General features: G+C 59.2%; 16 protein-coding genes and 1 pseudogene. 13 read left to right on the top strand and 4 right to left on the bottom strand.

Features of this window, described 5'->3' with window-relative positions; genetic code table 11:
* Positions 1–103: 103 nt before the first annotated feature.
* Positions 104–529 carry a ferric iron uptake transcriptional regulator gene (gene fur, locus VNZ65_RS19020; protein WP_038493139.1) on the top strand — a complete coding sequence of 142 codons (426 nt, stop codon included), beginning with the start codon at positions 104–106 and terminating at the stop codon, positions 527–529.
* A gap of 18 nt (positions 530–547) precedes the next feature.
* Here the strand turns inward: fur and VNZ65_RS19015 are convergent, their stop codons facing one another.
* The 3 genes from VNZ65_RS19015 to VNZ65_RS19005 form a co-directional block, all read right to left on the bottom strand.
* Complete coding sequence (locus tag VNZ65_RS19015; protein ID WP_325671792.1) at positions 548–928, bottom strand: TfoX/Sxy family protein; 381 nt, start codon at positions 926–928, stop codon at positions 548–550.
* Between the two features lie 14 nt (positions 929–942).
* Positions 943–1,965 (bottom strand): heat-inducible transcriptional repressor HrcA, encoded by a 1,023-nt coding sequence (hrcA, locus tag VNZ65_RS19010; protein WP_325671790.1) that lies wholly within the window; start codon positions 1,963–1,965, stop codon positions 943–945.
* 66 nt (positions 1,966–2,031) lie between these two features.
* Complete coding sequence (locus tag VNZ65_RS19005; RefSeq protein WP_325671788.1) at positions 2,032–2,781, bottom strand: HAD family hydrolase; 750 nt, start codon at positions 2,779–2,781, stop codon at positions 2,032–2,034.
* 46 nt (positions 2,782–2,827) lie between these two features.
* Between VNZ65_RS19005 and VNZ65_RS19000 the strand changes: the two genes are divergently transcribed.
* The 8 genes from VNZ65_RS19000 (at position 2,828) to can (ending at position 12,925) form a co-directional block, all read left to right on the top strand.
* Positions 2,828–3,757 carry an NAD kinase gene (locus tag VNZ65_RS19000; protein ID WP_061944252.1) on the top strand — a complete coding sequence of 310 codons (930 nt, stop codon included), beginning with the start codon at positions 2,828–2,830 and terminating at the stop codon, positions 3,755–3,757.
* Positions 3,758–3,892: 135 nt separating this feature from the next.
* Positions 3,893–5,572, top strand: a complete 1,680-nt coding sequence (gene recN, locus VNZ65_RS18995) for a DNA repair protein RecN (protein WP_325671785.1) — start codon at positions 3,893–3,895, stop codon at positions 5,570–5,572.
* Between the two features lie 30 nt (positions 5,573–5,602).
* Positions 5,603–6,709 carry a ferrochelatase gene (gene hemH / locus VNZ65_RS18990; RefSeq protein WP_325671783.1) on the top strand — a complete coding sequence of 369 codons (1,107 nt, stop codon included), beginning with the start codon at positions 5,603–5,605 and terminating at the stop codon, positions 6,707–6,709.
* 517 nt (positions 6,710–7,226) lie between these two features.
* Complete coding sequence (gene grpE / locus VNZ65_RS18985; protein WP_325671781.1) at positions 7,227–7,775, top strand: nucleotide exchange factor GrpE; 549 nt, start codon at positions 7,227–7,229, stop codon at positions 7,773–7,775.
* A gap of 105 nt (positions 7,776–7,880) precedes the next feature.
* Positions 7,881–9,821: a molecular chaperone DnaK gene (gene dnaK, locus VNZ65_RS18980; RefSeq protein ID WP_325671779.1), complete on the top strand. Its 1,941-nt coding sequence runs from the start codon at positions 7,881–7,883 to the stop codon at positions 9,819–9,821.
* A 176-nt stretch (positions 9,822–9,997) separates the two neighbouring features.
* On the top strand, positions 9,998–11,128 hold the full coding sequence (gene dnaJ, locus VNZ65_RS18975; RefSeq protein ID WP_038493124.1) for a molecular chaperone DnaJ: 1,131 nt from the start codon (positions 9,998–10,000) through the stop codon (positions 11,126–11,128).
* A gap of 238 nt (positions 11,129–11,366) precedes the next feature.
* Positions 11,367–11,963, top strand: a complete 597-nt coding sequence (locus tag VNZ65_RS18970) for a chalcone isomerase family protein (RefSeq protein WP_061944235.1) — start codon at positions 11,367–11,369, stop codon at positions 11,961–11,963.
* A 293-nt stretch (positions 11,964–12,256) separates the two neighbouring features.
* The gene (gene can / locus VNZ65_RS18965; protein WP_325671776.1) at positions 12,257–12,925 is read left to right on the top strand and encodes a carbonate dehydratase; all 669 of its coding nucleotides are present in this window, start codon (positions 12,257–12,259) and stop codon (positions 12,923–12,925) included.
* Between the two features lie 73 nt (positions 12,926–12,998).
* Here the strand turns inward: can and purM are convergent, their stop codons facing one another.
* On the bottom strand, positions 12,999–14,051 hold the full coding sequence (gene purM / locus VNZ65_RS18960) for a phosphoribosylformylglycinamidine cyclo-ligase (protein WP_325671774.1): 1,053 nt from the start codon (positions 14,049–14,051) through the stop codon (positions 12,999–13,001).
* Positions 14,052–14,182: 131 nt separating this feature from the next.
* Between purM and VNZ65_RS18955 the strand changes: the two genes are divergently transcribed.
* The 4 genes and pseudogenes from VNZ65_RS18955 to VNZ65_RS18940 form a co-directional block, all read left to right on the top strand.
* Positions 14,183–15,265, top strand: coding sequence for an AI-2E family transporter (locus VNZ65_RS18955; protein ID WP_325671772.1), 1,083 nt, complete (start codon positions 14,183–14,185; stop codon positions 15,263–15,265).
* Positions 15,266–15,346: 81 nt separating this feature from the next.
* Entirely contained in the window at positions 15,347–16,048 is a 702-nt protein-coding gene (hda, locus tag VNZ65_RS18950) for a DnaA regulatory inactivator Hda (protein WP_061944223.1), read from the top strand.
* Positions 16,045–16,719 carry an HAD family hydrolase gene (locus VNZ65_RS18945; RefSeq protein WP_061944220.1) on the top strand — a complete coding sequence of 225 codons (675 nt, stop codon included), beginning with the start codon at positions 16,045–16,047 and terminating at the stop codon, positions 16,717–16,719. The genes hda and VNZ65_RS18945 overlap by 4 nt, the downstream gene beginning before the upstream one ends.
* A pseudogene (locus VNZ65_RS18940) lies at positions 16,716–16,973 on the top strand (polynucleotide adenylyltransferase PcnB); the annotation flags it as partial. The gene VNZ65_RS18945 and the pseudogene VNZ65_RS18940, both read left to right, overlap by 4 nt.

Here is a 16,973-nt window from a genome sequence, read left to right as displayed (position 1 = left end):
GTACGGGCAGGGGAGAGCAACATTCGCATAAGGATCTCAATTGATTGAGCAACTGTGCTAAAACGCTATATGATAAAGCAGATCATCCATTTGTGACCAAAACATGCCGAACAATCCATCCGAACTGAAAGCCAGCGGCCTTAAAGCCACATTGCCACGCCTGAAAATCCTGGAAATCTTCCAGAATAGCGAGGTGCGGCACCTGAGTGCTGAAGACGTTTATAAAATCTTGCTTAGCGAGAATCTTGATGTTGGTCTGGCAACTGTATACCGCGTATTGACGCAATTTGAGCAGGCTGGCCTGTTGCAGCGCAACCATTTTGAAACCGGCAAGGCTGTGTTCGAACTCAACGAAGGATCGCACCACGACCATCTGGTCTGCCTGGATTGCGGCCTGGTTGAAGAGTTCTATGACGAAGAAATTGAAAAGCGCCAGAAAATCGTCGCCAAGGAACACGGCTTTGAAATCGCCGACCATGCGCTGGCGCTGTACGGCCATTGCCGCGACTGCCGCAAGAAAAAGGCCTGAACGTTTGTCAGCCGCCGCTCAACGCGCAGCTGTCCTGGACGCTTTAGGCGTCTTGGGGGCCGGCTTGGCGTTAGCCTTGCGCACGGCAGCGGCATAAGCCAGCCGCGCCCACGGCGTCATGGCATTGGCCGAATCCATGGCGTCTTCCGGCACCGACCAGTAGCTCATCTCAATCGGCTTCCCTCTGCTTTCGGTAACGAAGGGCCGGCAACCGGCGGCGGCAAATTGCGGCCGCGTCAGTTCATCGGTCTTCAGGAACAAGGTGCTGTCGGCGACCAGGCCGATCATCACGCTGTCGTGGTAGATGCCGTAACCGCCGAACATGCGGCGCGCGCTGATCGCGCCAAACGGCTCCAGCAGCTCACGGATATAGTCGATGATGGCGTCGTTGCGCGACATGCTGATGCCCTCGGTCAGCTGTGGCTGAGGGCGTTCGACAGCAGCTTGGCGGTGATGTTGACGATCGGGATGACCCGTTCGTAAGCCATCCGCGTCGGTCCGATCACGCCCAGCGTGCCGACGATCTTGCCATTGACTTCATACGGCGCCGTCACCACGCTCATCTCGTCCATCGGCACCAGCTGCGATTCGCCGCCGATGAAGATCTGCACGCCGGTCGCCTTGCCGGAAATATCCAGCAACTGCATCAGGCCGGTCTTTTGCTCGAACATGTCGAACAGCTTGCGCAGCGAATCCATGTTGGACGACAAGTCGGTCACGCTGAGCAGGTTGCGCTCGCCGGAAATCACCACTTCGTCGCTGTTGTCGGTCATGGCGTCGCTGCCGGCTTCCACCGCGGCCTGCATCAGCCAGGTCATGTCGTCGCGCAGCTTACGCAGTTCGCCTTGCAGGCGCAGGCGGACATCGTCCAGGCTGAGGCCGCCGTAGTGCTGGTTGATATAGTTGGCGGCCTGCACCAGCTTGGCCGGGCTGTAGTCGACATCGGTCAGCAGCAAGCGGTTCTGGACATCGCCGTTGGGACTGACGATCACCAGCAGGATGCGTTTTTCCGACAGCCGCAGGAATTCGATCTGCTGGAAAATCGATTCGCGCCGCGGACTCAGTACGACGCCGGCGAAATGCGATAAAGATGACAACACCTGCGCCGCATTGGCAATGATTTTCTGCTGCGAATTGGGCTGCAGGCTGTTTTGCATCTTCGATTCGAGCGCGGTCTCGTCGATAGCCTCGACCGTCAGCAGGGTGTCGACGAACATGCGGTAGCCGCGCGGCGTAGGCACCCGTCCGGCAGAGGTATGGGGACTGGCGACGAAGCCCATTTCCTCAAGGTCGGCCATGATGTTGCGGATGGTGGCCGGCGACAGTTCCAGCCCCGAGATCTTGGACAGGGCACGCGAGCCGACCGGCTGGCCGTCGGCAATATACCGTTCGACCAGGGCCTTGAGCAGGGTTTGAGCGCGATTATCTAGTTGCATATGGGTCTATTTTAGCGAGCGCTGCGCTTGCTTGCCAGCGCCTTATGACTGCACTTATACACTGTTTTAGGCAGCAAAATGCGTTTGTTCGAGCCATGCCTCCAGTTCATCCAGGCTGGTGCAGCTGGCCTGCGGCTGGACGCCGTCCGGCAGCGTACGCTCAAAACGATTGATCCAGACCGCGCGCAGGCCGGCCTGCTGGGCGCCGACCACGTCCAGCATGGGATCGTCGCCGACATACAGGGCTTCCTGCGGCGCCACCTTGAGGGCGGCGCAGGCGGCGTGGAAGATCGCCGGGTCGGGTTTGGCGCAGCCAAAACTGTGGGCTGCGATCGAGGCCTGGAAGTGGCTAGCCAGGCCGATTTTTCCAAGATCGGCAAAGCCGTTGGAGACCGTACCCAGCGGCAGGCGGCGCTGCAGCCGGCTCAATGCCGGCTGGACGTCGGCGAACGGAGTGACCGCATGGCGCGCTTCGGAAAATACCGCCATGGCGGCGTCTGCCTTGGCCGGGTCTTCGCCGACGCTGTTCAGGGCCGCGCTCAGGGCGGCGTGACGCAGTTTCCACAAATCGAAACGGAATACCGGATTGGTAGCGGCCAGCTGCAGCCGCTGCTGGCGCAGGCTGTCGATGCTGAACTGGCGGGTGAGCGCCGCCGCATTGGCTTGCAGCCAGTCGAACAGGATTTGCTCGGCGCGCGCGATCACCGGGGCGATCGGCCATAGCGTATCGTCAAGATCGAACAAAACCGCTTTGATGACAATCGGCCGGTCCGGCTGCGTGCCGGGGGAGTGGGTTGAATTATTCGTCGGAGCCATGTGCGTATCCTTCATTGCAAGCCTAAATTATGGTCTAATCGCCAGCATGTGGCCTATAAAATTACCTTCTCAAGCGAATTTGCAGGAACCTGCGCCGAAGACCATTGCGATCGTCGGCAAGTATTTTGCCGCCGGCATTTCCGAATCGCTGACTGAAATCGTCGATTTCCTGCAGGGACGCGGCCATCATGTGGTGCTGGAGGCCGAGACGGCGCAGAACGTCGCCTTGCCCGGCATCGCCGCCATGACCCCGGAACAGATCGGCGAACAGGCTGACGCTGCCATCATTGTCGGCGGCGACGGCACCATGCTGGGCATTGCGCGCCAGCTGGCGCCCTATGACGTGCCCTTGATCGGCATCAACCAGGGCCGGCTCGGCTTCATTACCGATATTTCCCTGGAGCGCATGCTGCCGGTGCTGGGCGAAATGCTCGACGGCCAGGTCGAATCCGAGCGTCGCAGCCTGCTGCAGAGCGCGGTGATGCGCGACGGCCAGCAGATTTTCAGCGCGCTGGCCTTCAACGACGTGGTGGTGACGCGCGGCGCCGGCTCCGGCATGGCCGAACTGATGGTCGAAGTCGACGGCCGCTTCATGTACAACCAGCGCTCCGACGGCCTGATCGTGGCGACGCCGACCGGCTCCACCGCCTATGCCTTGTCGGCCGGCGGGCCTTTGCTGCATCCGTCGCTGGGCGGCATTGTGCTAGTGCCGATTGCGCCGCATGCGCTGTCGAACCGGCCGATCGTGATCCCGGACAGCAGTGAAATCGTGATCGAGATCGTCAACGGCCGCGACATGAGCGCCAATTTCGACATGCAGTCGCTGGCCAGCCTGCAGCATGGCGACCGCATCCTGATCCGGCGCTCCGAGCACACCATCACCTTTCTGCACCCGGCCGGCTGGAGCTATTACGCCACCTTGCGGCAGAAGCTGCACTGGAACGAGTACCCGTCGGCGGAAGGGCAGCTGAAGTAATCGTGATCATTCACCGCTATCATGTAAACTGCTAAGCAGCGCTGTTTCTGTATCATGTATTGCATTGCGACTTTGCCACCGCCGTGGCGGTCCGCGCTATATTGACATCCATTTTTGAGCCCTTTCCAGACTCCCATGCTGCGCACACTTTCCATCCGCGACTTTGTCATTGTCGATGCCATCGAGCTTGAATTCGCCGCTGGCTTTACTGTATTCACCGGCGAAACCGGCGCCGGCAAGTCGATCCTGATCGATGCCCTGGCGCTGGCGCTGGGCGGCCGCGGCGACGCCAGCGTGGTGCGCGAAGGCGCCGCCAAGGCCGACGTCACCGCGGAGTTCGTCATGGCTGACGGCGCCGCCGGCGTTGATACTGAAGCCATCGCCTGGCTGGAGTGCAATGAATTCGGCAGCGAAGACGGCGTGATCTTGATGCGCCGCGTGATCGATAACGCCGGCCGCTCGAAAGCTTTCATCAACGGCGTCGCCGCCACTGCCGGCCAGTTGCGCGAACTGGGCGAGATGCTGGTCGATATCCATGGCCAGCACGCTCATCAGTCCCTGCTGAAAAACGATGCGCAACGGCTGCTGCTGGATGGCCAGGCCGGCTTGTCCGAGGATTTGCTGACGCTCGCCGCCGCTTTCAAAAGCTGGCGCTCGCTGGCGCGCCAGCGCGAAGAGTTTGAAACCAACGCCAAGAATGTCTTGCTGGAACGCGAGCGGCTCGAATGGCAGGTCGGCGAGCTGGAAAAGCTGGCCGTCAAGCCGGGCGAGTGGGATGAGATCACCAACGAACACAGCCGGCTGTCGCACGCCGCCAGCCTGCTCGAAGGGGCGCAGGAAGCGCTCAACGTGATTTCCGAAAACGATGCTGACGACACGCCGCCGATGCTGTCGCAGCTGTCTGCGCTGAACCAGAAGATCGGCAAGCTGGTGGATGTCGACAGCAGCCTCAAGCCGGTGCTGGAAGCGCTGGAGCCGGCCCGCATCCAGCTGCAGGAAGCGGTGTATGCCTTGAATGATTACCTGAGCCGGGTCGAGCTCGATCCGGCGCGCCTGCACCAGGTGGAAGACCGCATGGAAGCTATCCACTCGGCCGGCCGCAAGTTCCGGCTGGCGCCGGACGAGCTGCCGCAGGAACTGGAGACCTTGGCCGCGCAATTGCGCCAGCTGGCGGACGCCAGCGATCTTGACGCCATGCGTGCGCAGGAAGAAAAGCTGAAAGCGGCGTATCTGGCGCTGGCGCACAAGATGTCGAAAGCGCGGACCAAGGCGGCGCAGGCTTTGGGCACGGCAGTGACGGCGGCGATGCAGGACCTGAGCATGAGCGGCGGCCGTTTCGCCGTCGCCCTGAACCCATGCGAGCCGGCCAGCTATGGCGTCGAACAAGTGGAATTCCTGGTGGCGGGCCATGCCGGCGTGGCGCCGCGGGCCTTGGCTAAAGTGGCGTCCGGCGGCGAGCTGGCGCGGATTGCGCTGGCGATTTCGGTGATCACTTCCAGCTCGACCGCCACCCCGACGCTGATTTTCGACGAAGTCGACAGCGGCATCGGCGGCGGCGTCGCCGAGGTGGTGGGACGCTTGTTGAAGCGCCTGGGGCAGGACCGCCAGGTCTTGTGCGTGACCCATTTGCCGCAAGTCGCCAGCCAGGCCAACCAGCACTTCCAGGTCAGCAAGCAGAGCCAGGGCAATAAAACGGTGTCGGCGATCGACGGTCTGGACGCCAAGAACCGGATTGAAGAAATCGCTCGCATGCTGGGCGGCCTGGAAATCACTGCCACTACCCGCAAGCACGCGCGCGAACTGCTGGCTCTCTAACCCCGTGGTCATTTTCCTGGACATCTTTGCATGGCATTTCTGAAAGAACCACCGTTTATCCATGGCAAGACTGGCAAGACCGCGGTGTTGCTGGTCAATCTCGGTACGCCGGATGCGCCCACCACCAAGGCGGTGCGGCGCTACCTGAAGCAATTCCTGTCCGATCCGCGCGTGGTGGAAATCCCGCGCGCGATCTGGTGGCTGATCCTGCATTGCCTGATCCTGCCGTTCCGCTCCAGCAAGTCGGCCCATAAATATGCGTCGATCTGGAGCAACGAGGGTTCGCCGCTGAAAGTCCATACCAGCAAGCAGGCGACGCTGTTGCGCGGCTACCTGGGCCAGCGCGGCCATCGGCTGCAGGTGGCTTACGCCATGCGCTACGGCAGTCCTGCCATAGGCGAAGTGTTGCAACAGCTGAAAGCCGAGGGGTGCGAACGGGTGCTGGTGCTGCCGGCCTATCCGCAATATTCCGCCACCACCACGGCATCGCTCTACGACGCCGTGTTTGCCCACTACGCGCAAGTGCGCGATGTGCCGGAACTGCGCTTCATCAAGCATTATCACGATCATGAAGCGTATATCCAGGCCCTGAAAGATTCGGTGCTGGCCTACTGGGCCATGCACGGCGCGCCCGACAAGCTGATCATGAGTTTCCATGGGGTGCCGAAGCGCACTTTGCTGCTGGGCGATCCCTACCACTGCGAATGCCATAAGACCGCGCGCCTGCTGGCGCAGCAACTGGGACTGGGGCCGGAGCAGTACCAGCTGACTTTCCAGTCGCGCTTTGGCAAGGCGGAATGGCTGCAGCCTTACACCGCGCCGACCTTGCAGGCTTTAGGCAAGCAAGGCGTCAAGCGGGTCGACGTCATGTGTCCGGGCTTCACCAGCGATTGCCTGGAAACGCTGGAAGAGATTGCGATAGAGGGTAAGCAGGATTTTATGCAGGCAGGCGGCAAGGAATTCCATTTCATCCCATGCCTGAACCAGGCGTCCGGCTGGATTTCAGCCATGGCGGAAATCGTCGAAGAACAACTGATCGGCTGGCCTACGCATCTGACCGAGGCGGAGCGGGAAGAGTTGAAGCAGCAGGCGGAAATGTCAAAAAAACAAGCGCTGAGCCTGGGAGCCAGCCAGTAATCCGGCGGGTTTGCGGCAGAAATTTAGGGTGCTGATGCGCCGCGGCGGCAAGGCGCAACTATAATGAGCGCCCAAACCGGGCTGGAGAAATAAAATATTATTTATTCTGCAAGCACCCGGAAGCATTGGGCTGAAGGCGGAATCTAGTACAGCGCAACCAGTTGCGAATAGCTGATCATGCCGGCGGCGAGCAAGGTGTACACGATCAGAAGTGCGGAAATCAACGGCAGTTTCACGATATTCCCCTTTTTTTGTTAGTGGGGCAGAGGGCTCTCCGGGAGGGCCCGCAGGTTGCTGACTCTTTGCCTGAGCCACACTTTCAGGATAGTCCCAATGTGGCATCGCAGCAAACCCGGTTCTGGTAAATTTTGTTTCAATTTGTTGCCGGAAACCGCGATTTTTCGGCGGCTTTGCCCGATATTGCGTGCGGCCGGCTTTTAACCCTTGAAAAAGTAAGGGCATAGCCTCATTTGGACTGCTATAGGTTAATAAGTTATTGATTGTTGGAGGTTTTTGAATGGAACACATGGAAAATCAGAACGAGCCGGGACAGACGGCGCAAACGGAAAAAAATGCTGTTGCCGATGATGCAACGGTGATTCCTGAGTCGGCGCTGGAAGTCCAGCTGTCGGAGGCGCAAGCCAAGATCGCCGAAATGCAGGACGCTTTCCTGCGCGCCAAGGCCGAATCGGAAAACATCCGCCGCCGCGCTCAGGAAGATATTGCCCGTGCACACAAATTTGCCATCGAAGGCTTTGCCGAAGCGCTGGTGCCAGTCAAGGACCACCTTGAAATGGCGCTGAAGATCGAAACGCCTTCGCTGGAGTCGCTCAAGGAAGGCGTGGAAATGACGCTCAAGCAGCTGTCGTCGGCCTTTGAAAGAAACCGTTTGCTGGAAATCTCGCCGGAAGTCGGCGAAAAGCTGGACCCGATGAAACACCAGGCGATTTCGACCGTTCCGGCAGAGCAGGACGCCAATACCGTAGTGACCGTGCTGCAAAAGGGCTACACCATTGCCGATCGTCTGTTGCGGCCGGCGCTGGTCGTCGTGGCGCAAGGAAAATAGAAAAAAACGCCAGGAGCGAGCAGTTTAGCGCTTGAAAGCGCGCTTTCGCTCCCTATATTCAGACCATCCAAACATTCATCAGATATTCAGTAAAGGACATACACCATGGGTAAAATTATCGGCATTGACTTGGGTACCACCAATTCTTGCGTTTCAGTGATTGAAAACGGTCAGCCAAAAGTGATCGAAAACTCGGAAGGCGCGCGTACCACGCCTTCCATCATCGCTTATCAAGAAGACGGCGAAATCCTGGTCGGCGCTCCTGCCAAGCGCCAGGCAGTCACCAATCCGACCAACACGCTGTACGCCACCAAGCGTCTGATCGGCCGCAAGTTCGACGAAAAAGAAGTACAGAAGGACATCGCGCTGATGCCTTACCAGATCATCAAGGCCGACAACGGCGATGCATGGGTAGGCGTGCGCGACCAGAAACTGGCGCCACCGCAAATCTCCGCGGAAGTGCTGCGCAAGATGAAGAAGACTGCTGAAGACTACCTCGGCGAAGAAGTCACCGAAGCCGTGATCACCGTGCCGGCTTACTTCAACGATGCACAGCGTCAAGCTACCAAGGACGCCGGCCGTATCGCTGGCCTCGACGTCAAGCGCATCATCAACGAGCCGACCGCGGCTGCGCTGGCTTTCGGCCTGGACAAGGCAGAAAAGGGCGACCGCAAGATTGCCGTGTATGACCTGGGCGGCGGTACTTTCGACGTCTCCATCATCGAAATCGCCGATGTCGATGGCGAAAAGCAATTCGAAGTGCTGTCCACCAACGGCGATACTTTCCTCGGCGGCGAAGACTTCGACCAGCGCATCATCGATTACATCCTGGACGAGTTCAAGAAGATCAACGGCATCGACCTGAAGAAAGATGCGATTGCCCTGCAACGCATCAAGGCCTCGGCCGAGCGCGCCAAGATCGAATTGTCGTCGTCGCAACAGACTGAAATCAACGAGCCGTACATCGCCATGGCGAACGGCGCACCGATCCACCTGAACCTGAAGATGACCCGCGCCAAGCTGGAATCGTTGGTGGAAGAGCTGATCGCCAAGACCATCGAGCCTTGCCGCATCGCCATCAAGGACGCCGGCGTCAAGGTTTCCGACATCGACGACATCATCCTGGTCGGCGGCATGACCCGTATGCCTAAGGTGCAGGAAAAGGTGAAGGAATTCTTCGGCAAGGAACCACGCAAGGACGTGAATCCGGATGAAGCTGTCGCCGTTGGCGCGGCGATCCAAGGTTCGGTCTTGTCGGGCGACCGCAAGGACTTGCTGCTGCTGGACGTGACGCCATTGTCGCTGGGTATCGAAACCATGGGCGGCGTGATGACCAAGATGATCCAGAAGAACACCACCATCCCGACCAAGTTCAGCCAGGTGTTCTCGACAGCCGACGACAATCAGCCGGCCGTGACCATCAAGGTTTTCCAAGGTGAGCGCGAGATGGCTGCCGGCAACAAGGGCCTGGGCGAATTCAATCTGGAAGGCATTCCGCCGGCATCGCGCGGCACGCCGCAGATTGAAGTCACCTTCGACATCGACGCCAACGGTATTCTGCACGTCGGCGCCAAGGACAAGGCAACCGGCAAGGAAAACAAGATCACCATCAAGGCCAACTCCGGTTTGACCGAAGAAGAGATCCAGAAGATGGTGCGCGACGCTGAAGCGAATGCGGAAGACGACAAGCGCCTGAAGGAAGCGGCGGAAGCCCGCAACCAGGGCGATGCACTGGTGCATTCGACCAAGAAATCCCTGGCGGAATACGGCGACAAGCTGGAAGCCGGCGAGAAGGAAAGCATCGAAAGCGCCATCAAGGAACTGGAAGAAGTGTTGAAGGGCAGCGACAAGGCCGCCATCGACAACAAGACAGCCGCCTTGACTACCGCAGCGCAAAAGCTGGGCGAAAAGATGTATGCCGACATGCAGGCGCAGCAAGCTGCAGCCGGTGGTGCTGAAGCTGGTGCAGGTGCCGCTGGCGCCGAAGCCAAGCCGAAGGAAGACGACGTCGTTGACGCCGATTTCAAGGAAGTGAAAGACAAGTAATTTAATTGCGGGACAGAGTTTAAGAGCCACCGTAGCGTGGCGAATTACTCTGTCCCCAACTAATCAGATCAAACGTTTAAATTGCAAAACATTTAGCCGGGTAGAGTTTATTAGCCATCAAAACATGGCGAATTACTCTGCCCGGCGTTTTCGCTTAAACAACAGGGTGCAAAAAGATGGCGAAGCGTGATTTTTACGAAATACTGGGTGTTGCGAAAAACGCTACTGATGATGACATCAAGAAGGCGTACCGCAAGCTCGCAATGAAGCACCATCCGGACCGCAATCCGGATAGCAAGGGTGCGGAAGAAAAATTCAAAGAGGCGAAAGAAGCCTACGAAATGCTGTCCGACCCGCAAAAGCGGGATGCCTATGACCGTTACGGCCATGCTGGCGTCGATCCCAACATGGGTGGCGGCGGTGGCGGCGGCGCGGGTGGTTTTGCCGATGCCTTTGGCGATATCTTCGGCGACATTTTCGGCGGCGGCGGTGGCCGCGGCGGCCGTGGCGGCGGACCGCAGGTGTATCGCGGCGCCGATTTGCGCTACAACCTGGAAATCACGCTGGAGCAGGCTGCGCATGGTTTCGACACTACCATCCGGGTACCGTCCTGGGACGAGTGCGAACCTTGCCACGGCAGCGGCGCCAAGCCCGGCACCGAGCCGATCACTTGCCCGACTTGCGGCGGCCACGGCCAGGTACGCATGCAGCAAGGCTTTTTCAGCATCCAGCAGACCTGCCCGAAATGCCACGGCAGCGGCAAGATCATTCCGGAACCATGCCCGTCATGCGCCGGCGCCGGCCGCATCAAGCGCAACAAGACGCTGGAAGTGAAAATCCCGTCCGGCATCGACGACGGCATGCGCATCCGCTCTTCCGGCAACGGCGAGCCAGGCATGAACGGCGGCCCGACCGGCGACCTGTATGTGGAAATCCACATCAAGCCGCACGCGGTATTCCAGCGCGAAGGCGACGACCTGCATTGCGAAATGCCGATCTCCTTCGCCAAGGCGGCATTGGGCGGTGAAATCGAAGTGCCGACGCTGAACGGCAAGGCGTCCTTCACGATTCCGGACGGCACCCAGTCGGGCAAGACTTTCCGCCTGCGCAGCAAGGGCATCAAGGGCGTGCGTTCCGGCTATGCCGGCGACCTGTTCTGCCACGTCGTGGTGGAAACTCCGGTCAAGCTGAGCGACCGCCAGAAAGAACTGCTGCAGGAATTCGAGCAGCTGACCAGCGAAGGCGGCGCCAAGCATAGCCCGCAGAGCAAATCCTGGAAAGACAAGGTCAAAGAATTCTTTGAGTGAGCTTGAAGAATGAGCTTAAACAAGGCTTTGATTCCCGCAAAACCGCCAGCCCGCAAGGTTGGCGGTTTTTTTTACGCCGCGGCGGTCAGCGCCGCGCACCATGTAGAGCCCGCATTAACAAATTCCTTATTGCATAATTTTGCGCCGCTCTCTATTCTGTATAGGGTAATAATAAAACGATCGTTCTTTTATTTTCGATCAATACAAACTCCATATACAAACCATAGGAGGAGACACGATGATAGTTGCTCAATTAAAGCGTGCAACGGCTTGCGCTTGCGTACTGTCCGGGCTGATGCTGGCGCAGGCGGCGTTTGCGCTGGACCTGGCCGGCGTCAAGATCGACGAAAGCGCCAAGGTCGGCAATCAGGACCTGAAGCTGAACGGCGCCGGCATACGCTACAAAGTCATTTTCAAGGTCTATACGGCAGCACTGTATCTGGCCGAGAAGAAAACCACGGTGCCGGAGGTGATGGCTGCCAGCGGCGCGCGCCGCATCGAGCTGGTGATGCTGCGCGACGTCAGCAGCGAGGATTTCAGCCGCGCCTTCATGACCGGCATCCAGAACAACGTGGACAAGGCAGACAAGGCCAAGATCATCAACCAGCTGCTGAAGTTCGGCGAACTGTTTGCCTCTATTCCGGAGCTGAAAAAGGGCGATGTGCTGACCACCGATTGGATCCCCGGCGTCGGCACGCAAATCCACTTCAACGGCAAGCCGGTGTCGGAAACGCTGCCCGACCAGGTTTTCTATAACGCCTTGCTGAAAATCTGGCTTGGCGACAAGCCGGCCGACAGCCGCCTGAAACCCTTGTTGCTGGGCCAGCCGGCATAGTGTCGTGTGATGCCTGTCGGTCGGCATCTCGCTTGTCCTTGACCCGTATCGCGTTGTTGCACGTCGTCGCCATAGGCCCGCTATGTCTCCTCGGTGCGCCTAGCGCTACGGGCCAAGGCCGGCGCGATATACCGACCGACAGGCACGACATGACACTAGGGTTTCGCCATCCGCATAGTCAGTATTGGATAAAAGCGGATGGGGCAAGCCGGTTTTCTATAAAATAAGGCCCAGGATGTCGTGCTGGTATTGTCAAAATACTACGCAGATGGAACTTTATTGAATAGAAAACTATGACAGCAAACAACAAGCAATCCCTGACCCGAGAAGATCTGTTCCAGAGAAACCGTGAGTGGGCGGCGGCAATCACCGCGCGCGACCCGGAGTTTTTTAAAGTACTGGCGTCGCAGCAGGCGCCGGAATATTTCTGGATCGGATGCTCCGACAGCAGGGTGCCGGCAAATGAATTGCTGGGCTTGTTGCCGGGTGAGTTGTTCGTCCATCGCAATATCGCCAACGTGGTGGCGCACAGCGACCTGAACTGCCTGTCGGTGCTGCAGTTCGCGGTCGATGTGCTGAAGGTCAAGCATGTGTTCGTGGTCGGCCATTACGGCTGCTCCGGCGTCCATGCGGCGCTTACCAAGCGCCGTGTTGGCCTGGCCGACAACTGGCTGCGCCATGTCGAAGATGTACAGCAGAAGCATGAGCGCTACCTGGGCGAAGCCCTGCCGGAAAGCCTGCGTCACGATCGCCTGTGCGAATTGAATTCGATGGAGCAGGTCGCCAATATCTGCCGCACCACGATTGTCCAGGACGCCTGGGACCGCGGTCAGCCGCTGACCATCCATAGCTGGGTATATAGCGTGCGCGACGGCTTGCTGCGCGATCTGGAGGTGACTGTCAGCTGCATGTCGGATCTGGCCAAGGGCATGGAGACCAGCCTCAAGCGCTACGAAGATTGAGATGTTCCGCTTGTATCGGAAATGAAAAAAGACGGCCTGGGCCGTCTTTTTTATTGCCTCAGCGGATGAGCGCTTAGATGACGATGGTTTGCGCTTCGCCTTCGGCGCGGGCGCGGATTTCACCGATGATGTTGACGGTCTCGCCGGCGGCTGTCAGTTGCGCTACTGCCGCTGCGGCGTTTTCCTTGGAGACGATCACGGTCATGCCGATGCCGCAGTTGAACACCCGGTGCATTTCAGCATCGGCCACCTGGCCGTGCTGCTGCAGCCAGGTGAACAGCGGCGGCATGGTCCAGGCATCGCTGCGCAGGACAGCGGTCAAATTGTCTTGCAGTACCCGTGGAATGTTTTCCACCAGGCCGCCGCCGGTGATGTGCACCATGCCTTTGACTTCCATCGCCTCCATCAGCGCCAGCAGCGGCTTGACGTAGATGCGGGTTGGTTCCATCAGCACGTCGGCCAGTTTGCGGCCGTGGAAGTCGCCATCCAGGTCCGGTTTGGCGACTTCGATGATCTTGCGCACCAGCGAGTAGCCGTTGGAATGCGCGCCCGACGATGCCAGGCCCAGCACGACGTCGCCCGGGATGATCTTGGTGCCGTCGATCAGCTTGGATTTTTCCACGGCGCCGACGGCAAAGCCTGCCAGGTCGTATTCGCCATCCGGATACATGCTCGGCATTTCCGCGGTTTCGCCGCCGATCAGGGCGCAGCCCGCCAGTTCGCAACCCTTGGCGATACCCTTGATGACGTCAGTAGCGCTAGGCACGTCCAGCTTGCCGCAGGCGAAATAGTCGAGGAAAAACAGCGGCTCGGCGCCTTGCACCAGGATGTCGTTGACGCTCATCGCCACCAGGTCGATGCCGACCGTGTCGTGGCGTTTCAGGTGGAAAGCCAGCTTCAGCTTGGTGCCGACGCCGTCGGTGCCGGACACCAGCACCGGCTCCTTGAATTTCTTGCTGATCTCGAACAGGGCGCCGAAACCGCCGATGCCGCCCATCACCCCCTCCCGCATGGTGCGCTTGGCGAAAGGCTTGATGGCCTCTACCAGGGCGTCGCCAGCGTCGATATCGACACCGGCGTCACGGTAAGAGAGTGGCACGTTGGAAACGTTTGAAGTGGAAGTCATGATGTGATTGGCGGCAGAGGCGGTAAAATAGAGGAATTCGGCCACGCATCTGGTATACATCACTGTATATAAGATGAAATGCGCGGTAAAAGCGGTATTTTATCAAACCGATCCACCAAACTCTCGATTCCATGCCATTTTCTTTTACAGACGAACAAAAACAAACTGCGTTGTGGCTGGGAATTGCGCTGCTGCTGGTGGCGCTGATGGTGGCTCTGGGGCCGATCCTGACTCCTTTCATCGCCTCCGCCATCCTGGCCTACGCCTTGAATCCGGGCGTGGACTGGCTGTCGCGCCGGCGCATCGGCAAGTTTCCCTTCCCGCGCGCGCTGGCGGTGCTGGTGGTGATACTGCTGCTGGTGTTCGCGATCCTCGCCGTGATCCTGATCGTGATCCCGGTATTGCGCAAGGAGTTGCCTTTATTGCAAAACCAGATTCCGGCGTTCCTGACCAAGCTGGATGGCGTGATCGGCCCGCATTTGCAGGACTTCGGCATCAATGTGCGGCTCGACGGCACCGGCATCAAGGAGATGCTGACCAAACAGCTGTCTACCAGCGGCGATGAAATCTGGAGCTCGGTGCTGGCATCGGTCAAGGTCGGCGGCACTGCGGTGCTGGGCTGGCTTACCACTATCCTGCTGGTGCCGGTAGTGTTGTTTTACCTGTTGCAAGACTGGCATTCCATCGTCGACCGGGTCGGCAAGCTGGTGCCGCGCCGCTGGCAAGGCAAGACCGGCAGCATGACGCAAGAGGTCGACAGCCTGCTGGCGCAATATTTGCGCGGGCAATTGCTGGTAATGTTGGTTCTGGCGATTTATTATTCGACCGGGCTGGCGATCGCCGGTTTTGATGTGGCATTGCCGGTTGGCATTATCACCGGCTTGCTGGTATTTATTCCTTACGTCGGCTTCGGTCTGGGACTGGTACTGGCGCTGATTGCGGCCATGCTGCAATTCGACGGCCTGCATGGCTTGATCGCCGTCGCCATCGTGTACGGCATCGGCCAGGTGCTGGAGAGTTTCATCCTGACGCCGCGCCTGGTCGGCGAACGCATAGGCTTGCACCCGCTGGTAGTGATTTTTGCCTTGATGGCCTTCGGCCAGCTGTTCGGCTTTGTCGGCATCCTGCTGGCGCTGCCCTGTTCAGCGGTGATGTCGGTGGTGGTCAAGCACGTCAAGGCTCATTACCTCAACAGCAGTTTTTATCAACATTGAGAAATTAAATAAATTAAAGCGGGCTCGAAAATCGCACAGCAGGTTTGTCGAACCACCTTAAGTAATAATGAAGAAACAAGCATGAGGCAGTTAACGCTGGACATCACTGCGGAAGAACCGCAGACCCTGGCCACTTTCGTGGTCGGGCAAAACCAAGAAGCTTTACAGTTCTTGCAGCGTCTGGTCGCGCCTAGCGCGGCATACCTCACCGCGCCGGGCGACCGCTTTGTCTACCTGTGGGGCGGCGCCGGCGCCGGCAAAAGCCATGTGCTGCGCGCCCTCGCCAGCAGCACCGGCGCGCGCCTGATCCGCGGCAGCCAGTATAACGGCGACGTTTTCAACTTTTCGCCGGATGTGCCCGGCTACCTGATCGACGATTGCGACAAGCTGTCGGCCGGCGACCAGATCGAAGCCTTCGCCCTGTTCAACCAGATCCGCGAGCATGGCGGCTGGCTGGTCACCAGCGGCCAGCTGCCGCCGTCCGAACTGAGCGTGCGCGAAGATTTCCGCACCCGCCTGGGCTGGGGCCTGATCTACCAGCTGCACGGCCTCAGCGACGAAGAAAAAATCGCCGCCCTGACGCACGCCGCGCAAGTCCGCGGCCTGCACTTGTCGAGCGGCGTGTTACCCTATCTCATTACGCATTTCCGGCGCGATATGCGGTCCCTGACAGCCATGCTGAACGAACTGGACCGCTTTTCGCTGGAGACGCAACGTCCCATTACGCTGCCTTTGCTGCGCAGCTTGTTGCAACTCGAATCCGAAGATAAACACACACTATGAACCTGGCCTTATTCGACCTTGACCATACGCTGCTGCCCGTCGACTCCGACTATGAATGGGGGCAGTTCCTGGCGCGCATCGGCGCAGTCGATCCTGATGCTTTTGAAAAAAGCAACGCCGAGTGGTTCGCCCAGTACCAGGCCGGCACGCTGGACCCGGTCAAATACCTGGAATTCGCTTTCGGCACCTTGTCCAAGTTCCCGCGCAAGCAGCTCGATGCCTGGCACCAGCAGTTCATGCAGGAAGTGATCCTGCCGACCATTACTCCGGCGGCCCGTGCGCTGCTGCAGAAGCACCTGGATGCCGGCGACCTGGTGGCGATCGTCACCGCCACCAACAGCTTCGTCACCGAGCCGATCGCCAAGGCCCTCGGCGTCGATTTCCTGATCGCTTCGGATCCGGAAACCACGGACGACGGCGAGATTACCGGCCGGCTGGCGGATACGCCGACCTACGGCCCCGGCAAAGTGATCCACACCCACGCCTGGCTGGCGACCATGGACATGACGCTGGCCAGTTTCCCGCGCAGTTATTTCTATAGCGATTCGCACAACGACCTGCCCTTGATGAAGCTGGTGACCGACCCGGTCGCCACCAATCCCAATGCCCTGTTGAAAGCCCACGCAAGTGAGCACGGCTGGCCCATCCTGAATTTATTCGACGCGCAATGATCAAGAAGCTGATTCGCTCCATCCTTGGGAAAAAGAAAAAAGATCCCACCCAACCGTTGATACTCGGCCCGAAAGAGCATGGCATCAATCCGCAACTGGTGTCGCCCAACGCGGTCAGGGTCACCAAGACGCTGCAGGATAACGGCTACAAGGCCTTCATCGTCGGCGGCGCCGTGCGCGATCTGCTGCTCGGCATCGCGCCGAAGGATTTCGACGTCGCAACCGACGCGACGCCCGACGAGGTGCAGCGGCTC

Source organism: Collimonas sp. (assembly GCF_035566555.1).
Lineage (GTDB): Bacteria > Pseudomonadota > Gammaproteobacteria > Burkholderiales > Burkholderiaceae_D > Collimonas.
The sequence above is the reverse complement of the archived record's forward strand: the minus strand, read 5'-3'. Positions and strand labels throughout refer to the sequence as shown.

Excerpts from the sequence above, each read along its gene's own strand:
- fur (WP_038493139.1), top strand. The coding sequence starts at position 104 with ATGCCGAACAATCCATCCGAACTGAAAGCCAGCGGCCTTAAAGCCACA.
- VNZ65_RS19015 (WP_325671792.1), bottom strand. The coding sequence starts at position 928 with ATGTCGCGCAACGACGCCATCATCGACTATATCCGTGAGCTGCTGGAG.
- hrcA (WP_325671790.1), bottom strand. The coding sequence starts at position 1,965 with ATGCAACTAGATAATCGCGCTCAAACCCTGCTCAAGGCCCTGGTCGAA.
- VNZ65_RS19005 (WP_325671788.1), bottom strand. The coding sequence starts at position 2,781 with ATGGCTCCGACGAATAATTCAACCCACTCCCCCGGCACGCAGCCGGAC.
- VNZ65_RS19000 (WP_061944252.1), top strand. The coding sequence starts at position 2,828 with ATGTGGCCTATAAAATTACCTTCTCAAGCGAATTTGCAGGAACCTGCG.
- recN (WP_325671785.1), top strand. The coding sequence starts at position 3,893 with ATGCTGCGCACACTTTCCATCCGCGACTTTGTCATTGTCGATGCCATC.
- hemH (WP_325671783.1), top strand. The coding sequence starts at position 5,603 with ATGGCATTTCTGAAAGAACCACCGTTTATCCATGGCAAGACTGGCAAG.
- grpE (WP_325671781.1), top strand. The coding sequence starts at position 7,227 with ATGGAACACATGGAAAATCAGAACGAGCCGGGACAGACGGCGCAAACG.
- dnaK (WP_325671779.1), top strand. The coding sequence starts at position 7,881 with ATGGGTAAAATTATCGGCATTGACTTGGGTACCACCAATTCTTGCGTT.
- dnaJ (WP_038493124.1), top strand. The coding sequence starts at position 9,998 with ATGGCGAAGCGTGATTTTTACGAAATACTGGGTGTTGCGAAAAACGCT.
- VNZ65_RS18970 (WP_061944235.1), top strand. The coding sequence starts at position 11,367 with ATGATAGTTGCTCAATTAAAGCGTGCAACGGCTTGCGCTTGCGTACTG.
- can (WP_325671776.1), top strand. The coding sequence starts at position 12,257 with ATGACAGCAAACAACAAGCAATCCCTGACCCGAGAAGATCTGTTCCAG.
- purM (WP_325671774.1), bottom strand. The coding sequence starts at position 14,051 with ATGACTTCCACTTCAAACGTTTCCAACGTGCCACTCTCTTACCGTGAC.
- VNZ65_RS18955 (WP_325671772.1), top strand. The coding sequence starts at position 14,183 with ATGCCATTTTCTTTTACAGACGAACAAAAACAAACTGCGTTGTGGCTG.
- hda (WP_061944223.1), top strand. The coding sequence starts at position 15,347 with ATGAGGCAGTTAACGCTGGACATCACTGCGGAAGAACCGCAGACCCTG.
- VNZ65_RS18945 (WP_061944220.1), top strand. The coding sequence starts at position 16,045 with ATGAACCTGGCCTTATTCGACCTTGACCATACGCTGCTGCCCGTCGAC.